Annotated in this window: 17 protein-coding genes; 8 read left to right on the forward strand and 9 right to left on the reverse strand. The window is 61.3% G+C overall.

Annotated features, from left to right (window positions below; all coding sequences use genetic code 11):
- The first annotated feature begins 35 nt into the window (after positions 1–35).
- From CHEJ32_RS0103095 to CHEJ32_RS23775, 5 genes are all read left to right on the forward strand, one after another.
- Entirely contained in the window at positions 36–1,508 is a 1,473-nt protein-coding gene (locus CHEJ32_RS0103095; RefSeq protein ID WP_034657716.1) for an ABC transporter substrate-binding protein, read from the forward strand.
- Between the two features lie 87 nt (positions 1,509–1,595).
- Positions 1,596–2,519, forward strand: coding sequence for an ABC transporter permease (locus tag CHEJ32_RS0103100; protein WP_028032540.1), 924 nt, complete (start codon positions 1,596–1,598; stop codon positions 2,517–2,519).
- A complete protein-coding gene (locus tag CHEJ32_RS0103105; protein WP_028032541.1) occupies positions 2,516–3,445 on the forward strand; it encodes an ABC transporter permease in 930 nt (309 codons plus the stop codon). Before CHEJ32_RS0103100 ends, CHEJ32_RS0103105 begins: the two co-directional genes overlap by 4 nt.
- Complete coding sequence (locus tag CHEJ32_RS0103110) at positions 3,442–5,082, forward strand: ABC transporter ATP-binding protein (protein WP_028032542.1); 1,641 nt, start codon at positions 3,442–3,444, stop codon at positions 5,080–5,082. The genes CHEJ32_RS0103105 and CHEJ32_RS0103110 overlap by 4 nt, the downstream gene beginning before the upstream one ends.
- Entirely contained in the window at positions 5,079–5,942 is an 864-nt protein-coding gene (locus CHEJ32_RS23775; protein WP_051469367.1) for a DMT family transporter, read from the forward strand. The genes CHEJ32_RS0103110 and CHEJ32_RS23775 overlap by 4 nt, the downstream gene beginning before the upstream one ends.
- Before the next feature lie 6 nt (positions 5,943–5,948).
- On the opposite strand, the gene CHEJ32_RS0103120 is transcribed toward CHEJ32_RS23775, so the two are convergent.
- Genes CHEJ32_RS0103120 through araD form a run of 3 tightly spaced genes read right to left on the reverse strand, consistent with a single transcriptional unit; the run spans position 5,949 to position 9,298 of the window.
- Complete coding sequence (locus CHEJ32_RS0103120; protein WP_028032543.1) at positions 5,949–6,881, reverse strand: 2-hydroxyacid dehydrogenase; 933 nt, start codon at positions 6,879–6,881, stop codon at positions 5,949–5,951.
- A 10-nt stretch (positions 6,882–6,891) separates the two neighbouring features.
- Complete coding sequence (locus CHEJ32_RS0103125) at positions 6,892–7,617, reverse strand: ribonuclease activity regulator RraA (RefSeq protein ID WP_028032544.1); 726 nt, start codon at positions 7,615–7,617, stop codon at positions 6,892–6,894.
- A 13-nt stretch (positions 7,618–7,630) separates the two neighbouring features.
- The gene (araD, locus tag CHEJ32_RS0103130; RefSeq protein ID WP_371179761.1) at positions 7,631–9,298 is read right to left on the reverse strand and encodes an L-arabinonate dehydratase; all 1,668 of its coding nucleotides are present in this window, start codon (positions 9,296–9,298) and stop codon (positions 7,631–7,633) included.
- Positions 9,299–9,540: 242 nt separating this feature from the next.
- Between araD and CHEJ32_RS0103135 the strand changes: the two genes are divergently transcribed.
- Complete coding sequence (locus CHEJ32_RS0103135) at positions 9,541–10,176, forward strand: hypothetical protein (protein WP_028032546.1); 636 nt, start codon at positions 9,541–9,543, stop codon at positions 10,174–10,176.
- Positions 10,177–10,179: 3 nt separating this feature from the next.
- On the opposite strand, the gene CHEJ32_RS0103140 is transcribed toward CHEJ32_RS0103135, so the two are convergent.
- The 5 genes from CHEJ32_RS0103140 to CHEJ32_RS23780 are packed head-to-tail and all read right to left on the reverse strand — an operon-like array spanning position 10,180 to position 15,429.
- Entirely contained in the window at positions 10,180–10,968 is a 789-nt protein-coding gene (locus tag CHEJ32_RS0103140) for an ABC transporter substrate-binding protein (RefSeq protein ID WP_028032547.1), read from the reverse strand.
- 2 nt (positions 10,969–10,970) lie between these two features.
- Entirely contained in the window at positions 10,971–11,816 is an 846-nt protein-coding gene (locus CHEJ32_RS0103145) for an ABC transporter permease (RefSeq protein WP_051469370.1), read from the reverse strand.
- Positions 11,813–12,760: an ABC transporter ATP-binding protein gene (locus CHEJ32_RS0103150; RefSeq protein WP_028032549.1), complete on the reverse strand. Its 948-nt coding sequence runs from the start codon at positions 12,758–12,760 to the stop codon at positions 11,813–11,815. The genes CHEJ32_RS0103145 and CHEJ32_RS0103150 overlap by 4 nt, the downstream gene beginning before the upstream one ends.
- Positions 12,757–13,602 carry a transporter substrate-binding domain-containing protein gene (locus CHEJ32_RS0103155; RefSeq protein ID WP_028032550.1) on the reverse strand — a complete coding sequence of 282 codons (846 nt, stop codon included), beginning with the start codon at positions 13,600–13,602 and terminating at the stop codon, positions 12,757–12,759. The genes CHEJ32_RS0103150 and CHEJ32_RS0103155 overlap by 4 nt, the downstream gene beginning before the upstream one ends.
- A 60-nt stretch (positions 13,603–13,662) precedes the next feature.
- Entirely contained in the window at positions 13,663–15,429 is a 1,767-nt protein-coding gene (locus CHEJ32_RS23780; RefSeq protein WP_034657718.1) for a PQQ-binding-like beta-propeller repeat protein, read from the reverse strand.
- A 269-nt stretch (positions 15,430–15,698) separates the two neighbouring features.
- On the opposite strand from CHEJ32_RS23780, the gene CHEJ32_RS26075 reads away from it, so the two are divergent.
- A complete protein-coding gene (locus CHEJ32_RS26075) occupies positions 15,699–16,145 on the forward strand; it encodes a c-type cytochrome (RefSeq protein ID WP_051469372.1) in 447 nt (148 codons plus the stop codon).
- Between the two features lie 124 nt (positions 16,146–16,269).
- Here the strand turns inward: CHEJ32_RS26075 and CHEJ32_RS23790 are convergent, their stop codons facing one another.
- Positions 16,270–17,004, reverse strand: coding sequence for a hypothetical protein (locus tag CHEJ32_RS23790; RefSeq protein WP_156936576.1), 735 nt, complete (start codon positions 17,002–17,004; stop codon positions 16,270–16,272).
- Positions 17,005–17,639: 635 nt separating this feature from the next.
- Between CHEJ32_RS23790 and CHEJ32_RS0103175 the strand changes: the two genes are divergently transcribed.
- Positions 17,640–18,064 (forward strand): cbb3-type cytochrome c oxidase subunit I (locus CHEJ32_RS0103175; RefSeq protein ID WP_028032551.1); only part of this gene is annotated, 425 nt, incomplete at its 3' end.

Raw genomic sequence — 18,064 nt, forward strand, 5'->3', positions numbered from 1 at the left:
GAATGAGGATCAAGCCAGTCTGTTTGGCAGGGGGAATGGTGTTAGCCCTGGCCGCATCACTGTCGGCCGCCGGTGCCGAGGAAATCACGATCGTCTTGCCGGAACAGCCGGCCAATCTGGAGCCTTGCCGCTCCATCCGCGCCGATATCGGCCGGGTGATCAACATGAACATCACCGAGACCCTCACGATCATCGAGCCGGAGACCGCGCAGGTCACGCCGCATCTGGCCGAGAGCTGGGAGCAGGTGGATGACAAGACCTGGCGCTTCAAGCTGCGTGAGGGCGTTTCCTTTCAGGATGGCGCACCCTTCAACGCCGAGGCGGTAGTGAAATCCATCAATCGCCTGATGAATCCGAAGCTCACTTGCGATAGCCGTTCCAAGTTCGGTGATGTTACGCTCACGCCCAAAGCGGTGGACGAGGGCACCGTTGAGATCGTCTCGGACATTCCCATTCCGATCATGCCGACGCTCATGGGAACGGTGCAAATCGTTTCACCCAACATGCCCTTCGACCAGGAAGTGAACAAACCGGTCGGAACGGGGCCATACGAACTCGAGGCGGCGGATAACGAGCACATCGTGCTTGTGCGCCGTGACGACTATTGGGGTGAGGCTCCGGAAGTCACGAAAGCGACCTATCGCTGGCGCAGCGAGTCGGCCATTCGTGCCGCTATGGTGGAGTCGGGCGAGACCGACCTCACGCCGGCGATCGCCGTTCAGGATGCCACCAATCCAGAGACCGATTTCGCCTATCTGAATTCCGAGACGACACGCATGCGCATCGATGCGCAGATCGCGCCTCTCGACGATATTCGCGTCCGCGAGGCGCTCAATCTCGCCATCGATTGGGACGGCATGGGCGAGGCGCTGTTCGGCACGGACGTGCTTCGCGCGTCCCAAATGGTGGTTCCCGGCGTGCTGGGCCACAATCCAGATATAAAGCCCTGGCCCTATGATCCGGAACGAGCCAAGGCGCTGATCGAGGAGGCGCGAGCGGATGGAGTGCCCGTCGATACCGAGATCACGATCATCGGCCGCAACGGCTTTTTCCCAAATGCGTCGGAATCGTTGGAGGCGATGCAGGCGCTTTGGCAGGAGATCGGCCTCAACGTGACCATCCGCGAAATGGAAGCTGCGGACTGGGTCCGCTATCTCGACAAGCCCTTCCCGGAAGGGCGCGGGCCGACCCTGTTCCAGCAGCAGCATGACAACAATACCGGAGACGCTGGCTTCACGGTGCCGGTGATGTATACGAGCGAAGGTCAGTACTCGACCATTGCCGACAAGGACCTCGACCAGGTCATCACGAAAGCCATGTCGTCCACGGGCGAGGAGCGTGAAAAGCTCTTCCAGGAGGCGTTCCGGGTGGTTCACGACGAGATCATCGCCGACGTGCCTATGTACCACATGATTGGCTATGTCCGTGTCGGCCCTCGGCTGGACTGGACTCCGGACTTGAAGACCAACAGCGAAATCCGCTTGGCGGAAATCAAGTTCAAACAGTGAACCTTGAGGCGGCCGCTCCACCGGGGGTGGCCGCCCATGGTGCCCGGTCTGCAAAGCAGTCCGTTCTAGCGGGGAGGGGAGTGCACAATGTTCGGCTATGTGTTCAAACGTTCCCTGCAAAGCCTCGTTGCCGTTGCCGGCTTGCTGGTGCTCGTCTTCTTCCTTTCCAGGCTGACCGGCGACCCGGCCTATCTCTATCTGCCGCTCGATTCGACGGAGGCACAGCGCCAGGCTTTCAACGAACTGCACGGGTTCGACGACCCGCTCTACATACAGTTCGGCCGCTATCTTGCTGATCTTCTGCATTTTGATTTCGGTACCGCGCTCAGCCGCAACCGGCCGGCCATGGAGGTGGCGCTCGAAGCCTTTCCGGAAACCCTGAAGCTTGCCGCGATCGCCATGACGCTTTCGTTGGTCCTGGCGATTGTCGTGGGCGCGCTTGCCGCCACCAAGCCCGGTGGCATCTTTGACCGGCTGGCCACCACCATCTCTCTTGCGGGCGCCAGCGCGCCGGATTTCTGGGTGGCGATCGTGGCCATCCTCTTCTTCTCTGTTTCGCTCGGCCTCCTGCCCACATCAGGCACGGGAACACCCTTGCACTGGATCATGCCAATCGGGGTGCTGATGCTGCGGCCCTTCGGCCTTCTCACGCAGGTGGTGCGCGGCTCGATGATGGGCGTGCTGACCTCGCCTTATATAAAGACCGCCCAGGCGAAGGGCGTGCGTCGCACGAAGATCGTTTTCGTGCACGCGTTGCGCAACGCGCTTCTCCCCGTCATCACCGTAGCCGGCGATCTGGCGGCCAGCCTCATCAATGGCGCCGTGGTCGTGGAAACGATTTTCGGCTGGCCGGGAATCGGCAAACTGATGATCGATGCCATCGTGCGGCGCGACTTCGCGCTGGTCCAGGCCACGGTGCTGATCACGGCAATCGCCATCTTCTTCCTCAACATCGTGATCGACCTCGTCTACGCCGCGCTCGATCCGCGTATCCGGCATCAGACCGCATGAGCACGCTCTCCCTGCAAACTCCCGACGCTGAGAAACGCACCGCCTCCGGCCCTGCTCGGATTTTCCGGCTTCTGCTGCGCGATCCACTCGCCACGCTCGCCTTCGCCTTTCTGGTCGTCGTGGTGGTCTGCGCGGTGGCCGGACCATTTCTCATAGGCGATCTGATCGAGAAGCCCAATTTCCGCGCGCGCAACATGCCGCCCTTCAGCCTGGAGCAGGGTTTCGCCTACATTCTGGGCGCAGACACTTTGGGCCGCAGCCTTCTTGCGCGCCTGGTCGTCGGCGCGCGCAATACGCTCGGCATCGCCACCGCGGCGGTGCTCTGTTCGCTCGTTATCGGCGGGACTTTGGGCCTGATTGCCGGCTATTCGCGTGGCGCCTTGGGCAATCTCATCATGCGGGCGACCGATATCGTGATGAGCTTCCCCTCGCTGCTTCTGGCCCTGGTGGTCTTGTTCAGCCTAGGCCCATCCGTTCCCAACCTGGTTCTCGTGCTCGCGATCACCCGCATACCCATCTATTTGCGCACCACGCGGGCAGAGGTTCTGGAAGTGCGCGAGCGTATGTTCGTCAATGCCGCCGTCGCGCTTGGCGCGAGCCATTCGCGCCTCATCTTCCGCCATATCGCGCCAATGGTGATCCCCACGCTGCTGACAATCGGGGCGATCGACTTCGCCACGGTTGTGCTGGCCGAATCCTCGCTAAGCTTCCTGGGGCTTGGAATCCAGTCGCCGCAATTCACGTGGGGCTCGATGGTGGCGACCGGGCGAGGCTATCTCGCCAATGCCTGGTGGGTTGCCTTCTGGCCGGGGCTGATGATCCTCCTGACCACCCTTTCACTCAACATACTGTCGAACTGGTGGCGTACCTATTCCGACCCGCAACAACGCTGGCGATTGGAGCTTGCGCGGAGGCATAGGAAATGAGCACGGCTCCTATCCTCGCCGTCGAGAATCTGACAGTCGACTTCCTCTCCGGAGACGGGCGCTTCAGGGCGACGGACGGCGTAAGCTTCCATGTCCACGAAGGCGAAACGCTCGTTATTCTCGGCGAAAGCGGCTCGGGCAAATCGGTCAGCGCCAGCGCCATCATGGGGCTGATCGACACGCCGCCGGGCGAAATCGTCTCTGGACGCATCCGCTATCGCGGCGAGGACATCGTGGACATGCCGGCCGAACGCCGGCGCGACCTCAACGGCCGGCGGATAGCCATCATCTTCCAGGACCCGCTCGCCCATCTGAACCCGGTCTATACGGTGGGTTGGCAGTTGGCCGAGGTCTTTTCAGTCCATGGAATCGCCGGCGGCGAGGAAGCGCGCCGACGCTCCATAGATATCCTGCGCCGGGTGGGCATTCCCGATCCTGAAACGCGGATGGACTGGTACCCTCATCAATTCTCCGGCGGCCAGCGCCAGCGCATCATGATCGGCATGGCCATTGCGCTTGGGCCGGAGATCCTGATCGCCGATGAGCCCACGACCGCGCTCGACGTCAGCGTCCAGGCGCAGATCCTCGAGCTTCTTAAGAAGCTGCAGAGGGAGGAGGGGCTTGCGATCGTCATGATCACGCATGATCTGGAGGTGGCGGCGAACATGGCCGACCGCATCGTGGTCATGAACAGCGGGAAAATCGTGGAGGAGGGGCCGGCGCGGGAGGTCTTCACGGCACCGAAGCACGCCTACACGCAAAGACTGATGAGCGCGCTTCCCGATCACGACGAGCATAAGGAACGCGCTGACGAGGCGGAGGGTGCCCCGGTTCTGGAAGTTCGCAACCTCACCAAAATATATCAGCTCTCCCCTGGGATGTTCGGCAAGAAGAAGGCGCTTCAGGCCCTCGACAACGTTTCCTTTGTGCTTCGTCCGGGCGAGACGCTGGGCATTGTCGGCGAATCAGGCTCGGGCAAGTCGACGGTGGCGCGTCTGCTCCTGCGGCTTGCGGAGGCGACCGCTGGCACCGCTCTTTACCGCGGCCGCAACATTTTCGAGATGGATCGCCGAGAACTCCTGGCCTTTCGTCGGCGGGTTCAAATGGTCTTCCAGGATCCGTACAGCTCGATGAACCCGCGGATGAACGTCTTTTCCATCATCTCGGAACCGTGGTGCATCCACGGCGACATCTTGGAAAAGCCGCGGTGGGAGGAGCGGGTCGCAGAGCTTCTGGAACTGGTGGGTCTTCGGCCGGAACACGCGCGCCGCTTCCCACACCAGTTTTCCGGTGGACAGAGGCAGCGTATCGCCATTGCCCGGGCACTCGCCTGCGATCCGGAAGTGCTGGTATGCGACGAGGCGGTGTCGGCGCTCGACGTCTCCATCCAGATGCAGATCATCTCGCTCCTGGCGGATCTGCGCGACCGCCTGGGCCTCGCCTATATCTTCATCACCCATGATCTGCCGATCGTGCGCAATTTTGCGGATCGTATCCTCGTGATGAAATCGGGGCGTGTGGTAGAGGAGGGTATGACAGAAGCTCTCTTCCGGAACCCGCGCGAGGATTACACGCGCATGCTTATCCAGGCCGCTCCCAAACCCAAATGGGACCAAGCGCAAGCCATGGCCTCATGATGTCTCCGGCGACGGCGGCCTTTGCCCTTATGGCCTTCAACGCGTCCATGGCAGCGCTCGACACGGTTTTCGTGCGGCTGGTGGCCGGTGAGGTTCATGCGCTGGAAATCGCGTTCTTTCGCAATCTCTTCAGCCTTGTGGCGCTCCTATTCATGCTCAAGCCGGCGGAGCGCAACCTCGACGCCAACGGGTTGTGGCCGATCCATGGGGCGCGTGCCGTGCTCAAGCTTGCGGGCCTCATCTTCTATTTCATGGCCATAACGATGCTGCCGATCGCACTGGTGACGGCCGTGGCCTTCACCATGCCGCTCTTCGTCACGCTCGGCTCATGGCTCATTCTCGGTGAGCGGCTGAGCGCGCATAAGGCGGCGGCATTGCTTGCCGGACTGCTCGGCATGCTCATCATCCTGCAGCCGCCCGGTGTTGAGTTCGGCATGGGGCTGGTGTTCGCATTGTCCTCGGCCATGGCACTCGCCGCGGTGGCACTCCTCATGAAAGTGACCTCCGGCCAGGAAGATCCGATGCGGATTGTCTGGTACAACCTGTTGCTGACTGTCCCGCTCGCGCTTGTTCTGGCGCTGCCTGTCTGGACCTGGCCCTCCCCCATGGCCTTGGGCCTGATGGCGTTGCAGGGTGTGGGCGGGCTCTTTGCACAGATTTCCTTCGCGCGGGCGATGAAGCTGGCCGATGCTTCCCTCATCATCTCCGTCGACTTCATTCGGCTGCCGATCGCTGCAATCCTGGGGCTTGCCCTGTTCCATGAGCCCGTCCAGATCTGGGTCCTCCTGGGCGGCACCGTGATCTTCTCCGGCGTGCTCTTCAGCGCCTATCGCGAGAGACACAGAAGCAGACAGGCTTGAAAGCGCTTATCGCTCGACCGGCGGCAGGCCGAAATGGGCGGACAGCGCATCCACCACGGCGTCGCCCATGCGCAGGCGGGTCTCCACCGTGCCGCTGCCGATATGCGGCGTCAGCACAACACGGGGATCGGCCCGCAATGCCTCGGGCACATGCGGCTCCCCCTGGAAGACGTCGAGGGCGAGGCCTGCGATGCTGTTGCTGGCCAGCGCTTCGATCAGTACGCGCTCATCAGCCACGCCGCCTCGAGCGATATTGACCAGATAGCCTTGAGGGCCGAGACACTCGATGACCTCGCGTCCGATGAGCCCGCGCGTCTCCGGCGTGAGCGGGCAGGTCAACACGAGCACTTCGCTCCAGCGGGCAAGCGAAAGGATGTCGGCGTGGAAAGTGTAGTCCACGTCCTTGGGGCGCGGTCCTGTATAGGCAATCCGTGCGCCGAGCATCTCAAGCCGCAGCGCGAGCGCGGCGCCGATATGGCCGAGGCCGACAATGCCGACGCGCATCCCCCGCACCGACCGGCCCAGGGGAAAGCTACCTCTCTCCCAGCGTCCGGTCTGCACGAAGGCGTGGCCTGCCACGATCCCCCGGGTAAGCGACAGCACCAGCCCGAGCCCGAGATTGGCGACTTCCTCGGCAAGGATATGCGAGGTGTTGGTGATGCGGATGCCGCGGCTTTGCGCATAAGCCACATCGACGTTCTCAAGGCCCGCGCTGTAGCTGGCGATTATCTCGAGCCGTGGAAGACCGTCGATGAAGGCGCGGTCGATATAGGTCTTGCGCACGGCGATCCCACGGATCTCGGGGCCGAACGCGTGAAAGAACTCGTCTCGTGATGACGCGTCCTGGGGCAACTCATGCACGTGGAAACGGGCGGTGAGCTCTGCCGTCGTCTTTTCCGGCAGGATCGCGGCTTTCAGGATCGAAACCCGGTTGGACATGCCCACCCTCCTATCGGCCGTTCCTGCTGCGCCATTCGCGGAATGCCACGACGCTTTCTTCCCTGGTCGGCGGATAGAGCCCGATGACGCTGGCACCGTTGCCGACCTGCTCGATCACGAAATCCTCGAAAGCCGTCATCTCGACTGCTTCGTCCGCGATCTCGCCGGCGATCTCGTGCGGGATGACGATCACCCCCTCCTGATCGCCCACGATCACATCGCCGGGCCATACCGCCACATCGCCACAGCCGATCGGCACATTGATATCCAGCGCCTGGTGCAGGGTGAGGTTGGTGGGCGCGGACGGGCGGTTATGATAGGCATGGATCGCCAGCTGCGCGATCTCGGGACTGTCGCGGAATCCCCCATCGGTTACAACACCCTCCACGCCGCGCGCCATGAGGCGCGTGACCAGGATGGCGCCTGCCGAGGCGGCACGGGGATCCTTGCGGCTGTCGAACACCATGACGCTGCCGGCCGGTGCCTGCTCGACGGCAAGACGCTGGGGATGTTGCGGGTTCTGAAACACGCTGAGCGGGTTCAGGTCCTCGCGGGCGGGGATGTAGCGGAGCGTGAAGGCCTCGCCCACCATGTTCTCCGGCTTTGGGCTGAGCGGCCGCACATCCTGGATGAACTGGTTCCTCAAGCCGCGCTTGAAAAGCAGCGTCGAGAGTGTGGCGGTGCTGACATATCTAAGCTTCTCACGCGTCTCCGCGCTCAACGGCGTATGCGTCATGGTTTCTCCGGGGTCAGTAGATGTCCGGCTCGCCGGCGGCGGTGCCGAAGCGGGTTTCCAGGAAGTCGAAGTCACAGCCTTCATTGGCCTGGGTAACATGGCGGACATACATCCAGCCAAAGCCGCGCTCGAAGCGGGGCTTCGGTTGGATCCATGCGGATCTGCGCTCCGCGAGCGTCGCGTCGTCCACCATCATGTCGATGCGTCGTGCCGGCACGTCGACCCGGATGCGATCGCCCGTCCTGAGAAGGGCAAGCGGACCGCCGATATGGGCTTCCGGTGCGACATGGAGAATGCAGGCACCGTAACTCGTGCCGCTCATGCGCGCGTCGGAAATGCGCAGCATGTCGCGAACGCCCTGTTTGAGCAGCTTAACCGGTATCGGCAGCATCCCCCATTCCGGCATGCCGGGGCCGCCCTGCGGACCGGCATTGCGCAGCACCATGATATGGTCGGGCGTGACGTCGAGATTTTCGTCGTCGGCTGCCGCCTTCATTTCGGGATAGCTGTCGAAGACAAGAGCAGTGCCTTCGTGGACGAGCAGGCGCGGCTCGCAAGCAGAAGGCTTGATGACACAGCCGTCAGGCGCCAGGTTTCCCCTGAGCACCGCCAGGGAGCCCTCATGATAGACCGGGTTATCGATGGGGCGGATGACGTCGGTGTTGTAGATTTCCGCACCCTCCAGCGTTTCGCCGAGCGTCTTGCCGGACACGGTGAGCGCATCAAGGTGGAGCCGGTCCACCAACTGGCTCATCAGAGCGCGCAGGCCGCCGGCATAGTAGAAGTCCTCCATCAGATAGTGCTTGCCCGAAGGGCGGATATTAGCCAGCACCGGCGTGGTACGGCTCGCCGTGTCAAAATCCTCGAGAGCGAGATCGACGCCGGCGCGCCTGGCCATGGCGAGCAGATGAATGACCGCATTGGTCGAGCATCCGGTGGCCATGGCTACCGTGACGGCGTTCTCCACTGCCGCGCGCGTCAATATCTTCTGCGGGCGCAGGTCCTCCGCCACCATCTCGACGATCCGCCGGCCCGTCTGGGTGGACATCCTTATGTGATTGGCATCCGCGGCCGGAATCGAGCTCGCCCCCGGCAATGTTAGGCCCAACGCCTCGGCAATGGCCGTCATGGTGCTTGCTGTGCCGAAGGTCATGCAGTGGCCATAGGAACGGGCAATGCCTTGTTCCACCTCTCGCCATTCCCGGGCCCCGATCACGCCTGCCCGGCGCTCGTCCCAATACTTCCAGGCATCCGAGCCGGAACCCAGCGGTTGACCACGATAGTTCCCTCTCAGCATCGGCCCGGCTGGCAGGAAGATAAAGGGCAACCCCGCGCTGACGGCGCCCAGCACAAGGCCGGGCGTGGTCTTGTCGCAGCCGCCCATCAAGACTGCGCCGTCCACTGGATGGGCGCGCAGCATCTCTTCCGTCTCCATCGCCAGCATGTTGCGATAAAGCATGGAGGTAGGCTTGAGCTGGCTCTCCGAAAGCGAAAGGCCGGGAAGCTCTACCGGGAAGCCGCCGGCCTGCAGTATCCCTCGCTTCACGTCCTCTGCGCGATGCTTGAAATGGGCATGGCAGGGATTCGTGTCCGACCAGGTGTTGATGATCGCAATGACCGGTTTTCCGGTGAAATCCGCCTCGTCATAGCCCATCTGGAGCATACGTGAGCGGTGCCCCATGGAACGCAGATCGTCCTGGGCGAACCAGCGGGCGCTTCTCAGCTGCGCATTCCGTCGCATCGGTTTCTCAGCCATTCTCCCCCTCCTTCAACTCTGCAACACTAATGTATTAGTGTTGCAGAGTAAAGCATATCTGGCGGGTTGGGAGGCGCTCTCGGCGGAGAACGCACGGAAAACGCGTGGGCATCCTCAAGCTGTTAGGTATAACTCCTAGGCCACGACGTGATTTGCCGGAGTAGCATTTGCACGACATTACGCTTGCCACACTGCTGACGCGAATAGTCGCCCTGTTCGTCATTCTCGCCGTATATGGCCTTGTGCTCTCCTGGGCTGCAGCCAGAATGGGCGATCCCGGCCCGGCGGAAGATGGGAGGATGACGTTCAATCCCTTCGCCCATCTCGATATTCTCGGCGCGATCGCGTTCCTGATCTTCGGTATGGGTTGGATGCGCCCGTTTTCCGTCGATCCCGGCACATTGCGATGGAATGCGGCAGGACTCCTCCTTGTGCTTCTTTGTGGTTTCCTTTCACTGCTCCTGCTTGCGTCGATAGCCATACTGCTCCTGCCATGGGCCGCGACGACGTTCTCCTATTCGGGTGCGCCGGTGGTCGGCGGCTTCCTGGTGGTTTTGGCGCGCCTTGCGGTGGGCTTTGCGCTTTTCAACCTTGTGCCACTGCCGCCAACCACGGCGGGGCAGTTCCTGTTTTCCGTGTATCCGCGGCTTTGTGCAGCGCTTGATTCTCGCCGGACGATTGTCGGGCTGGTGATGCTCGCCTTGCTTGCCACGTCGTTTCCGGGTCGTGCGCTTGCGCCCGTCAACCAAGACTTGCTGCGCTTCCTCTCGCGCGGCGCCCCCATGGTTTCGACGCTGCGCTGAAGGTCAGGCGTCCGAATATTTCTGGATGAGCTTCTCCACGTCGCCGCTTTCCGATAGGTGGCGCAGAGCGGAAGTGATGGCGCGCTTGAGGGTGAGGTCTCCCTTCCACAGCCCGAATACGAGTGGCTGGGAGGCAAAACGCGGCGGCAGTTCGACTGTCTCCAGCGCATGTTCCATCACCGCTGTCCTACCCTCGGCCGCCTCTACAATGGCGAAATCGGCGGTACCGTCGAGAACGGCTGTCACCGCCTGGTCGTCCCCACGGACCAGATGCGTGACAACATTTTCACTTCGAAGGAAGCCGGAAAGGGCGAGCCTGTCCACGCCCTGCAGGGTGACGGGAATCGCGGCCCGCAAGCCGGAGATCGTCTCGATCGGAGCGCGGGAAAGAGCGATAAGCCCCGTTTCCGCAAAGGGCGGGGTGACGTCGAGGAAAGAGCGGGTGAGTGTTGAATCGACCACGCCACCGGCGATAATCGAGCATTGTGCTCGCGTGATCCCCCAGCTGCGCGGGTCGAAACCCCGATCCATGCCGGTAACCCGGTACAGATTGAGTTCCACACCGATTTCCCGCGCTATTGCCTGCAACAATTCCACTTCCATGCCGGGCCGTTCGGCCTCGTTGATGACGAGCGGTGGCCGCGATGGGGGAATGCAGGCGGTCAGCAGCCCGTTTTTCTGCACCTGCTTCAGCGATGTATCCGGCGGCAGAAGATAGACCGAGCCCAGGAGCGCTATTCCGGCCAGAAGCCATAAATAGCGCTTGGCAACGTCGGCCAGCCCAACTCGCATCGCTAACCTCTACGGAAATCCAGATAAGCGAGGGCGAAGAAGACGATACACATGCCCACCAGCACCATCGGGCCGAGATCCGGGGCGAACTGGTTGAAACCGATGAAGTTGCCGCGCAGAGCATCCACCGCATAGGTGATCGGGTTGATTTCGATCAGGAACACAAGCCACTCGGGATAGATGATGGCCGCCTGAGCGCGCGAGAGCGCCGGGTCCAGCGGGAAGATCGAGCTCGAAAGGAAATAAAGGGGGAGGATGACCGCGTTCGAGAAGACGCCAAAGCCCTCGAAACTGCGTACCCTGCTGGCAATGAGCACGCCGAGCGAGGTAAGCCCGAAGGAAAGCAGGAACATCAAAAGCAATCCATACGCGATGCTCGATGGATAGATCGGCACGTCGGCGAAACGGGCCAGGATGAGCACGAGGCAGCCATGCAGCATCGCGACGGTCGCTCCGCCGAGCACTTTGCCAAGCATCACGAGGACGCGCGGCATGGGCGAGACCAAGACTTCCCGCAGGAAGCCGAATTCCCTGTCCCATATCAGCGACACGGCAGACTGAACCGACGTGTACATGATGTTAAGGGCGATGACGGCCGGAAAGATGAACTGCAAATAGGTGAAGGGGATGACAAACCGGACCTGTCCATAGACCTCGCCTCTGAAATAGGGATTGAGGCCTATTCCCAAGATGAGGACCCACAGCAAGGGACGGCTTACACCGCCGATCAGCTGGCCGCGATCGCGTATGGCCCGCTTCAATTCACGGAGCCAGATGGCGTAGACCCCAAGAGCAAGGGCGATGATGCCCGGGCCGGCTTGTTCTTCCGTGGAAGCGGGGGCGCTCATTTGCCCGTTCCTCCCGTGGTCGCCGTGGGAGCGAGTTGCCGCCCCGTTATGGCGAGGAAAACGCTTTCTAGGCTTTGCCGGTCGAAGGAAAGCTGGCTGATGGAATCGCCAAATTCCAGCAGGAAGCTCCGCCGAAACCCTTCATCGGGAATGCGAACCAGGAGGCCGTCCGGGGCGGGCGTCACCAGATCCGGAAAACGGCTGGTTATGGCTTCTCCTGCCTCGGCATCAACGGGCACAAGCCTGATATATTCTTGCCCATGCATTGCCTTGAGCCGCTCGGGCGTATCAAGCGCGAGGATTTTTCCGTGGTCGATGATGCAGACTTTGTCGCTGCCTTCGACCTCTTCAACATAGTGTGTGGTCACGATGACGGTGAGGCCGCGCTCGGCGCGAAGCTTGTCAACGTAGCGCCACATATTCTCGCGTGATCGGGCGTCCAATCCGACTGTCGGCTCGTCCATGATCAGAATGCGGGCGTCATGAATCAGGGCCCGGGCGATCTCGAGCCGCCTGCGCAGTCCGGCCGAAAGCGTCTGCACAAGGGCGGCGCGGCGATCCGAAAGCTCCACCGCATCCAGCATTTCCGCAATGCGCCTGCGGCGGAGCGCGCGCGGCACGCCATAGACGATGCCGTGGAATTCCAGGTTTTCTTCGACAGTAAGCCGGCCGTCGAGGCTCGATTGCTGAAAGACCACCCCCAGCCTGCGGCGAGCCTGGGTGGGCTGGCGCACGACATCGGCGCCCATGATCTTCGCCGTCCCGCTATCCGGCGGCAGGATCGTGCAAAGTATATGGAGAAGCGTGGTTTTCCCCGCGCCATTCGGCCCGAGAAGCGCAAAGACTGTGCCAGGCTCTACCGTGAAGGTGATCCCTTCGAGCGCGACTTTGCGGCCATATCGCTTGCCGATATCCTGGAATTCGACAGCAGGAATGTCCATCATTGCGAGCGCGGCGGGGTACCAGGCATGCCCTGGTCCTTCAGGATCTTCTCCACCGTTCCATCGGCTACGATGGCCTCTATGGCCTTATCCACATTCGACCTCAAAAACGTGTCTTCGCTCAGGAGCACCGCGCCCACCTGCATTGCGGGGATATTGAGCGGCTCCGACGCGATCACCTTCAAGGCCCCTATGGCGGAATCGGACTTGCGAGATTGGGCGAAGGCCGGCGCCCAAACGAGAGCGGCCGTCACCGTGCCGTCCACCACCGCTTCCATCGCCGATGCGTCGCTCCCAAAGGGGAAACGCTTCCAGCGGCGGTCGGCGGGCAGGCTGTTGTTGTATTGGACCAGCCGGAAATCACCGCTGGACCCGAGAGTCGAGCCAATCGGCTCGTGCGCCGGAATATCGGCAAGTCGGGACGGTGCCGAGGCCGGTCCGACAAAGACATAGCCCGTCTCGTAATAGGGACGCGTCACCGTCAGCCAGTCCGGATAGGCGCCGGGGATCAACTTGAATCCGAAATAGATGCGGCAGTCCGCCAGAAGATGCCGGTAGAGGTCGTCGATCTCTGCCCTTTGGCTCGTATCCGCAACGATATGAGGGCGCGCTTCCAGGAGAAGCCTATCTGCGATGGCCTGGCCGATCGCATTGTCCATCTCCCAGCCGGGATCGCGCGGATCGACGCAATAGCTCAAGGCGAATTCATCTGCGGGGCGGCCGAATTTCTCCTCGTCGGGCAGTTCCGGCCTGAGACCGCTCTGGCTTAGCGCCAGCCTGTTTCCAACAAGGATCGCAAGAACACAGAGGATCAGCCGTCGGCCGGCGGCACGCGGTACTGCCATAAGCACGATCCTTTGCGGGATGGACGGGCGCAGGCGCACGGGGCGCCTGCGCCGCGATCATTAGTTCTCAGGGAGCGCGAAGACCCACAGGGCAGAACCGGCGGCAGGATTGCGCAGTTCCGGCGTGAGCGTCGCGAGCGAGCGGGCCTGGCTCGATCCGTTTCCAACGGCTACGGCCACATATTGCTTCCCGTCGGCTTCGTAGCTGACCGGGAACGAGTTGATGGCGTTATTGGTGCGGATCTTCCACAGCACTTCCCCGGTCTCGTCGTCGAACGCGTAGAAGTAGCGGTTCCAATCGCCACCGAACACGACGCCGCCTGCCGTCGGCAGGAGTGCGCTTGTCATCGGCGCACGCTGGCGATGGCTCCACAGCGTCGACTGATCGGTCAGCTTGATGGCGTCGACACGACCGATATTGCCGTCGCTTCCTTCCACCGGAATGCGGGCGAAGGTGGCGCGACCGCCGCCGGTGTAGACCTGCCCGGGGTCGAGCGGCTGCGGTGTGGTGTTGGAGCAGTACTCCGCCAGCGGCAGGTAGAGCGTCTGAGTGCGCGGGCTATAAGCCGTCGCCGGCCAGCCGCGGCCACCGGGGTCGGCCGGACAGTTCAGCGTGGTCTGGCCGATATGCGGGATGGCTTCCTCATTGATGGTCTTCTCGCCCGTTTCGGGATCGATGGAGGCCACCACATTCTGCGGCACGGTTTCTTTTGCCCACAGCCAGTCGCCATTCTCGCGATCGATCGATTCGATGATGCCGAGCTTGCCGGTGGTGATCAGCTGCTTCCTGTCGGATCCGCGGAACGGCAGGTCGACGAGGATGCGCTCATAGACGTAGTCGAGGTCCCAAGTGTCGTTCTTCAGATACTGGTGATACCACTTGAGGTCGCCGGTCTTCGGGTCGAGCGCTAGGGTGGAGTCCGAATAGAGGGCTTCGTTCGTGACGCCCGGTTCGCTGCTCGCCGGCAGAAGACCGCTCATTTCGGCGATCCAGGGATAAGGCTGGCCGACCCCCGTGAACACGGTCTTGGTTTCCGGATCATAGGTGCCTGCAATCCAGACCGATGCGCCAAAGCGGCTCTCGAGCGGCAGCCCGTTCCAGCTGTTGCCCTCCTCGCCGTCACGGGCGATCGAGTGGAAGCGCCACAGTTCCTTGCCCGTCTCCGGATCGTGACCCGTGACGAAGCAGCCGCCGGGCTGTGCGTTGCCGCAGCCCGTCATGCCCTGGATGATCACGCCATCGGCCACGACCGGGCCGGAGGAATAGCGCCAGCCCTTGTTCCAGTCGGCCGGCTGGACGTCCCAGACGAGCTGTCCGGTCTTCGCATCAAGCGCGATGATGTGGGTGTCCGACGTGGCGACGATAAGCTTGTCCTGGTAAATCGCCATATTGCGCTTGGTGGCAGTGTTGCCGCCAGCCTCGACCACGGCTTCCGGCAGGTCGCGCGTGTATTCCCAGAGAAGATCGCCCGTGGCCCCGTCCAGGGCCTGGATCTTGTCGAGATTGTTGTGGATGTAGAGCACGCCGTCACGGACGATCGGCGTCGTCTCGGTCGCGCCCGGCGTGAGCGACCAGGTCCACGCGACGGAAAGATCCTTTACGTTTTGCTTGTTGATCTGGTCGAGAGGGCTGTAGCCCCAGCCGTCGTAAGTGCGGCGCCAGTGCAGCCAATCGCCATCAGGCGGATTGAGAAGAACATCGTCCGTCACCGGAGTGAACGAATCAAGCCGATTCTTCTCCTGCGAATCCTGTGAGAACACATGACTGCTTGTGGATAAAAGCAGCGATACCGCAGCCGAGGCCGCAAGTAGATACCGTCTTTGCATTGGAACCTCCTCCTCCGAGGTTTATGGAGCGAGCATTGATGGCATCGATGGGAACCCCGCCCGTCGACCGCATGATCATGCATCTCGTTACCTGCTGCGTCAATAAGTCTCCCTTAGCTCCTTTCCTTCTTTGATAACGCGACTTTCCGTCGCATCGGGAAAGGCGGTCGGCGCCGGCCTCGATAATGATGCGATTGCCGGCCCGTTTCTGGTGAGATACTTAGATCTTATTGCATTTCGAAGTTCAGAAACTGCGAGGAGGAGTGAAGTTGAAGCTTGTAGATTCGTTTCGTGCGCTGGTCGGTGGAGGCGCTTTGCTCGTGGCTACGGGAGCGACGACCGTTCTTTCAGGTATGCCTGCCATTGGACAGGAAGCTGAGCTTCCGGTTGTAAGCTTTACGACTGCACAGGCAGATCGTGGGCGGTCCGCATACCAGACCAATTGCGTCGACTGCCATGGAGCGAATCTGGACGATGGCGAATTTGGTGGGCCGCCTCTCAAGGGCATGAGCTTCAAGGAAAAGTGGTTCAACAACACCGCGGACGGCCTGTTCGATTTCGTGAAGGCCACCATGCCTCCGGATCGCCCCGGCGCTCTCAACGACCAGACCTATGCAGATCTCGTGGCCTATATCCTCAGCCGGAACGGCCTGCAGGCAGGTGCGGCCGAGCTTCCCGCCGACAGCGAAGCCTTGAGTAAGGTGGAAATCCGCTGAGGTTTATCCTCGGCGCCAGTCCCAAAGCCTCGGCCAACGGCCTCCCGGCAGTTCGCCGGCAGCGCATCCGAGCGCGCTTCTCGGTTTCCGAGAGGCGCTCGGATGCGACTTGTCGTGGCTCTGTTCAAAACGATATCGCCGTTTCCAAGCTTCTGCTGCCGAATCTTTCGTGGGAGTCCGCGGCGGCCTGTCTGCCTGGGCCTAGGAAGTAGATGTAGTGGAAGGCGTCCGCTCTGCCTCCGGCAAGGAGGACGTCGTCGCGCCTCCAGGCCCGGCTGCGCGCATTCAGATTCGTTTCGAATTTTGGAGAAATTGTCGCCGACCAGAAGCTTGCGATCCCATCGGGCTTCAATGATCGTTCGACCGCGCCCAGCCCATCATGGCCGTAGATTTGGTTGTTCGCGTCGCGAACCGTACTGTCCGGCCCGTTGTCCGTGTCCATGAGGATGAGATCGTAGGTCGCGTGGCGATCCCTGAGGACGTCCATTACATCGCCTAGATAGATTTCCACCCGCCGGTCGCGGAGGGGATGCCCGGCCAGTTGGCCTAAATGTTCATCGTGCCATCCGACGATTTCGGGGATGAGTTCGCAGACGGTTACCTTGGCGTCAGGTCCGAGATACTCCAGCGCGGCTCCGAGGGTGAACCCCATCCCCAATCCGCCAATCAGCACCCTTTTTGCAGGACGGCCGAGAAGTCTCAGGGACCGCTCCGCCAGAAGCACCTCGGACCGGTGATTGAAGTTCGACATCAACTCCCATCCATTGTAGCGGATTTCGTAAATGTCGCCTCTCCTGCGTAAAATGATTTCGTCGCCGGCCTGATTGCCGGCCCTTGCCAGTTCGGCCCACATTTCCATGCTCATCCCCAGCGATTTATTCGGGTCGCCGACTGCTTGGCTGCCCGTCAGATATGCTTCGTTTGGGAGGTCTCTGGGTTGCTGCGCCTCTTCGCGGGACGCAGCAACCCAAACCCATTGTTTGCCCTGGTTCCGGCGAGCAATGGAAAGATCGCGCAGATATTCGGAATCACAAACGCGCGGATCTGCTTCAAAATCGGCAGCTTTTGCTTGTCGGACCATCCGTTTCTACGTGGCTGATGCTGCATCTGTTTCCCGGAAAACCGATGACCCTTCACCTTGTTACGCGTGCGGCTAGATGACGCGCGACGCGCAAGAAAATAAAAGAACAGATAGGAACTGATAGAAAATATGCAAATCCCGTTGCGAAACACTGGAAAAATAAGGAAGTTTGAATCGCGCATAAATAGGAAAAGATCAAGGTTTTTTTGGCTGCGTATCTGAAGGTGCTTTTTAATGTTTGGAAAGGGTCGGGCAGGAGATTTGCTTTTTACCTTTCTTCATGGGAAGGGGGTAAAGGGGTGGCAAATAAAAACCCCGCCGTTGAAATGAAAGAGAAACGGCAAATCAGGAACAGTCCGCGTTCGCCGGAGGAATACGGCGGGCGGCCATCAAGGGAATTTGGAGCGTAGGATATGGCAGGCGCTGCAGTGCATATGGATGACCACAAGCCAAAGGGCTGGGTGCGCTGGGTCTACTCCACCAATCACAAAGATATCGGTACTCTTTACCTGATCTTTTCGATCATCGCAGGCGTCATCGGCGGCTTCCTGTCGGTGATGATGCGCTGGGAACTTGCAGAGCCCGGGATCCAGATCTTCCACGGTCTCGCCTCCATGGTCTATGGCTATGAGGGTGCCGCGGCCATCGATGCCGGCAAGGAACTCTACAACGTGTTCACCACGGCCCACGGGCTGATCATGATCTTCTTCATGGTCATGCCGGGCCTGATCGGCGGGTTTGCCAACTGGATGTTGCCGATCATGATCGGCGCGCCGGACATGGCCTTCCCGCGCATGAACAACATTTCGTTCTGGCTGCTGCCGCCGGCCTTCATCCT

The organism is Chelativorans sp. J32 (assembly GCF_000518985.1).
GTDB lineage: Bacteria > Pseudomonadota > Alphaproteobacteria > Rhizobiales > Rhizobiaceae > Chelativorans.

Bases quoted from the DNA above. Each gene is read 5' to 3' on its own strand.
- CHEJ32_RS0103140 (WP_028032547.1), bottom strand. From the start codon at position 10,968: ATGCGAGTTGGGCTGGCCGACGTTGCCAAGCGCTATTTATGGCTTCTG.
- CHEJ32_RS0103120 (WP_028032543.1), bottom strand. From the start codon at position 6,881: ATGTCCAACCGGGTTTCGATCCTGAAAGCCGCGATCCTGCCGGAAAAG.
- CHEJ32_RS0103100 (WP_028032540.1), top strand. From the start codon at position 1,596: ATGTTCGGCTATGTGTTCAAACGTTCCCTGCAAAGCCTCGTTGCCGTT.
- CHEJ32_RS0103110 (WP_028032542.1), top strand. From the start codon at position 3,442: ATGAGCACGGCTCCTATCCTCGCCGTCGAGAATCTGACAGTCGACTTC.
- CHEJ32_RS0103105 (WP_028032541.1), top strand. From the start codon at position 2,516: ATGAGCACGCTCTCCCTGCAAACTCCCGACGCTGAGAAACGCACCGCC.
- CHEJ32_RS0103150 (WP_028032549.1), bottom strand. From the start codon at position 12,760: ATGATGGACATTCCTGCTGTCGAATTCCAGGATATCGGCAAGCGATAT.
- CHEJ32_RS0103125 (WP_028032544.1), bottom strand. From the start codon at position 7,617: ATGACGCATACGCCGTTGAGCGCGGAGACGCGTGAGAAGCTTAGATAT.
- CHEJ32_RS0103155 (WP_028032550.1), bottom strand. From the start codon at position 13,602: ATGGCAGTACCGCGTGCCGCCGGCCGACGGCTGATCCTCTGTGTTCTT.
- CHEJ32_RS23790 (WP_156936576.1), bottom strand. From the start codon at position 17,004: ATGGAAATGTGGGCCGAACTGGCAAGGGCCGGCAATCAGGCCGGCGAC.
- CHEJ32_RS23775 (WP_051469367.1), top strand. From the start codon at position 5,079: ATGATGTCTCCGGCGACGGCGGCCTTTGCCCTTATGGCCTTCAACGCG.
- araD (WP_371179761.1), bottom strand. From the start codon at position 9,298: ATGGGGCACCGCTCACGTATGCTCCAGATGGGCTATGACGAGGCGGAT.
- CHEJ32_RS0103145 (WP_051469370.1), bottom strand. From the start codon at position 11,816: ATGAGCGCCCCCGCTTCCACGGAAGAACAAGCCGGCCCGGGCATCATC.
- CHEJ32_RS0103095 (WP_034657716.1), top strand. From the start codon at position 36: ATGGTGTTAGCCCTGGCCGCATCACTGTCGGCCGCCGGTGCCGAGGAA.
- CHEJ32_RS23780 (WP_034657718.1), bottom strand. From the start codon at position 15,429: ATGCAAAGACGGTATCTACTTGCGGCCTCGGCTGCGGTATCGCTGCTT.